Here is a 3,927-nt window from a genome sequence, read left to right on the forward strand (position 1 = left end):
CGCCCCCCCCCCCCCCCCCGGCCCCGCGGCGCGCCGCGCCCCGCCCCCCGACCCGCCCCCCCCCCGCGCCCCCCCGCGGGGGGGGGGGGGGTGGGCCCCCCCCCCCCCCCCCGGGGTGGGGGTCGACCGTTCACCAAAGCAATGCGGATCATGCTCGGCCCCGCCCACTGTTGCGCCAGACGCCGTCATCGGCCATCAGCTCGCTCAAAATGCCTTCGCGTAAGCCCCGGTCGGCGACGCGCAGCCGCTCCGACGGCCACACCGCACGGATGGCTTCCAGGATAGCACAGCCGGCCAGCACCAGGTCGGCACGGTCGGCGCCGATGCACGGGTTGGCGCAGCGCTGCTGGAAATCCCAGCCGACCAGTTTTTCGACCATGCGGTCGACGCTGTCGCGGTCCATCCACAGCCCGTCGACGCGGCGCCGGTCGTAGCGTTCGAGGTCGAGATGGACGCCGGCCAGCGTCGTCACCGTGCCGGATGTGCCCAGCAGATGGAATTTCGGGCTGGCCAGCACATGGCTCAGCCGATCGCGGCCGTCGAACGACTTCAGCCGCACCGCGACATCCTCGACCATGGCGGCAAAGATTTCGCGCGTCACCGTGCGGCCGCCAAAGCGTTCGGCCAACGAGACAACGCCGACCGGCAGCGAGGTCCACGACACGATGTGGTTGGCAAGCCGCGGCGAACGCTGGCCGGTGAGGTCGATCAGCGCGATTTCGGACGAGCCGCCGCCAATGTCGAACAGCACCACGCCTTGCGTGTCGCGCTCGACCAGCGAGCCGCAGCCGGAGACAGCAAGCCGCGCTTCGGTCTGGCGGTCGATGATCTCGAGTTTCAAGCCGGCCTCGTGCTCGACGCGCTGCAGGAATTCGACGCCATTGTCGGCGGTGCGGCAGGCCTCGGTGGCGATCAGCCGGGCTTTTCGGATCTTGCGGTTGCGCAATTTGTCGCCGCAGATTTTCAGCGCCTCGACGGCGCGGTCCATCGCCGCCTGGCTCAGATGCCCATTGGCGGTCAGCCCCTCGCCCAGCCTGACGATGCGTGAGAAGGCGTCGATGACGCGGAACTGGCCATGGCGCTGCGGCACCGCGACCAAAAGCCGGCAATTGTTGGTGCCGAGATCGAGCGCGGCAAACACCGGCAGTTCCTGCATCGGCGGACGATGCATTGGCTGTTCCGGTCGGGATTGTGGCGCCGAGGGCAAAGGCACCGGCGCTGGAGCGGCCGGGCCGACGGAGGCCGGCGCACCAACCGCTGCGGCCGTTGCGAGAGGGCTGTCGTCGCGCGCAAAAACCTTGCGCCCACGCCGGCGCTTGCGCCGCTTTCTCGCCTTGCCTCGCTGATGCTGGGCTTCGCCGGCCTGTCCGTTACCGGACTGAGGCCCCGCCTGGCGGGGCCGCCCGGCGGATGGGCTTGGCCCGCCTGACGGCGGCGAAGCCCTGGACACGCCCACTTCCGGCGCGCCAGCGCCGGTGTCGTGGTCTTCCACTTCAGTTCCTTCCGGCGCCGCGCGAACCGGAAAACCGGACGCAGCAGGCGCTTCAATCTTTTAAGTTGCCGCCAGAGTAGCAGCGCCGGACCGGATCACCAAGAGCAAGGGCTCAATTTTTGCCGGCTGCGTCCTGCCAGGTCCCCGCTGCTTTGCAGCGTCCCGGCGTTCGCTAGCCTTTCTTCGTGCCACTGGCACGATGAATTCGCCGTTGGCGAACCGGCTGCTCACCCTTGCCGGTTGAATAGCCGGCTTCGATGAGGCATTTCTGAAATGAGGGGGAATTGGTGAATCGCGGACGTTTTAACGCCCGCCTGGGCGATGGGCAGCAACACATGACGACAACTCCATGAATTGGGGGGCCACGAATTGGAAGCGCTATCTGTGGCCGGTCATCGGTGTCGCGGCGGTCATCGGGTCGCTGTTGTTGCTGTGGCATGAACTGCGCGGCATCTCGATCGACGATGTCTGGGACGGCATATCCGCCATCCCGACGCGCGGCTGGATGCTTGCGGCACTGAGCTCGGTGGTCGCCTATGCCTCGCTCGCCGGCTATGACCACATCGCGCTCTTGCATATCGGCAGACGAGTGTCGTGGCTGTTCGTCACCTTCTGCTCCTTCACCACCTACGCGCTGTCGCACAATATCGGCGGCTCGGTGTTTTCGGGCGCCGTGATCCGCTACCGCGCCTACGGCACCAGGGGGCTGACCGGCCAGGATGTCGGCATTCTGGTGGCGATCTGCTGGATCACCTTCGTGCTCTCCAGCATTCTGGTCGGCGGCCTGGTGCTGGTGTTCGAGCCTGCGATCATCGACCGCTTTTCCGGAGCGCCGCACCACGGGCTGGCGATCGCCGCCGGCATCGCTTTGCTGATCCTGGTCGGCGCCTACATCTTCGGCAGTTGGCTGCATCTGAAGCCGCTGAAAATCGCGGGCTTCCAGTTGCACTACCCGGCGCTGCCGATCGTGGCGCGGCAATTGCTGATCGGCCCGATCGAGCTTCTGGCGGCGGCGGCGATCATCTTCTTTGCCCTGCCCGTTGCCGGCAATCCCGGCTATTTCGTCATCCTCGGCGTGTTCCTGGTGTCGTTCTCGGTTGCGCAGATCTCGCACGCGCCGGGCGGGCTCGGCGTGTTCGAGGTCGTGTTCCTCGCCGGACTGTCTGATATGGACCCGGTCGGCGTGCTGGCGGCACTTTTGGTGTTTCGCCTGTTCTACCTGATCATCCCGCTGCTGATCGCGCTCGGCGTGGTGCTGTTCTTCGAGCACTCGCAATACAGCCGGACGGACAGTTGAGGTCGCGCCGGGCGACAGCGCCAGCCTGGCGCAATTGGCTGATGAAACACCGAGATTGAAATGCAACGCAGGCTTGACTATTTTCCGGCGGCGGCTACAAGGCACGCGCGGCTGCTTCGGCGGCCCACCAGCGCGACAGCGCCTGCTGGGGAATAGGTTAACGGTAGACCCACGGACTCTGACTCCGTTAGTCCTGGTTCGAATCCAGGTTCCCCAGCCATTTGATTTTAGAGCGGTTTTCCCGTTTCATAATTAGAAGATTTCGTGTCAGTCGGACGCACGGTCGGGAATTTTTGTTCCCGTTTCGAGCTTGCGGATGGCGCTTTCGCCGAGCGCCGGATCGCGATTGAGGTAATTGGAATCGAGGATCGCGTTGACATCGCGCAGGCTGTGACCGGTGATCGTCGCAATCTCAGGCACCGTCGCGCTGGCGATCGCCAGGCGCGTCACAGCCGTTCCGCGTATATCATTGAAGGTGACGCCGACCACGCCGGCGGCGGCGCATGCCTTGCGCCAGGACGACCGGAAGCCGTCGGCTGTCCACGGAACGCTGTCGCTGTTGAGCAATATCTGGCCGGCCTTGCCACGCAGCGCATCGAGCGCAGTTTTCAGCGGCGCGCCGACTGGGATGACCACGCGGGTTCCCGTCTTGGATTGCTGAAGGCGGATCAGCTTGCCGTCATACTGCTGCCAGGTCAGGCGCAGTAGGTCACCCTGGCGCTGCCCCGTCCACAAAGCGAGCGTGAGCGGCAAATGAAGATGCGCGGGAGCGCTGGCATAGAATGCTGCCTCGTCGACTGCGGTCCAGACGTTCGCGGCTCGCGTGCCGCGATAGAGTCGCCCGCCCTTCTCGCATGGATTGGCTGACACAAGGCCGCGACCGAGCGCCCACGATAGGATCCGGGCGAGAACCTGCCAGCCGTAGTCAGCCTGGCGGCGAGACGCCTTGGCACGGTCGTCGCGCCATTCCATGAAGATGCCGCGCGTGCGCCTATCGCTCATGCCTGACAGCGGGAATTCGCCAAATTTCTTCTCGATGATCTTAGGGCCAAGACTCATAATTGTGGTGCGAGCGCTGCAGCGCTGTCGTCAGTCTCGGCAACATTGTGCTTGAATTGTTATGAGGCGATCAGGGGGC

At 65.4% G+C, this 3,927-nt stretch carries 3 protein-coding genes and 1 tRNA gene; 2 read left to right on the top strand and 2 right to left on the bottom strand.

All coding sequences use genetic code 11. The annotated features are described in order from the left end of the window. Positions 1 to 148: 148 nt before the first annotated feature. A complete protein-coding gene (locus tag NKH35_RS30825) occupies positions 149 to 1,492 on the bottom strand; it encodes a Ppx/GppA phosphatase family protein (protein ID WP_352497337.1) in 1,344 nt (447 codons plus the stop codon). A 349-nt stretch (positions 1,493 to 1,841) separates the two neighbouring features. Between NKH35_RS30825 and NKH35_RS30830 the strand changes: the two genes are divergently transcribed. Both NKH35_RS30830 and NKH35_RS30835 read left to right on the top strand, forming a co-directional pair. Further along, positions 1,842 to 2,789 (top strand): lysylphosphatidylglycerol synthase domain-containing protein, encoded by a 948-nt coding sequence (locus tag NKH35_RS30830; protein WP_023736455.1) that lies wholly within the window; start codon positions 1,842 to 1,844, stop codon positions 2,787 to 2,789. A gap of 146 nt (positions 2,790 to 2,935) precedes the next feature. Next, positions 2,936 to 3,009, top strand: a tRNA-Gln gene (locus NKH35_RS30835). A 47-nt stretch (positions 3,010 to 3,056) separates the two neighbouring features. Here NKH35_RS30835 and NKH35_RS30840 read toward each other — a convergent pair. After that, positions 3,057 to 3,848: a tyrosine-type recombinase/integrase gene (locus NKH35_RS30840; protein WP_023734167.1), complete on the bottom strand. Its 792-nt coding sequence runs from the start codon at positions 3,846 to 3,848 to the stop codon at positions 3,057 to 3,059. Positions 3,849 to 3,927 lie beyond the last annotated feature (79 nt).

This window comes from Mesorhizobium sp. M1143, assembly GCF_040318435.1.
In the GTDB taxonomy this organism is placed as follows: Bacteria; Pseudomonadota; Alphaproteobacteria; order Rhizobiales; family Rhizobiaceae; genus Mesorhizobium.

Bases quoted from the DNA above. Each gene is read 5' to 3' on its own strand.
- NKH35_RS30830 (WP_023736455.1), top strand. From the start codon at position 1,842: ATGAATTGGGGGGCCACGAATTGGAAGCGCTATCTGTGGCCGGTCATC.
- NKH35_RS30840 (WP_023734167.1), bottom strand. From the start codon at position 3,848: ATGAGTCTTGGCCCTAAGATCATCGAGAAGAAATTTGGCGAATTCCCG.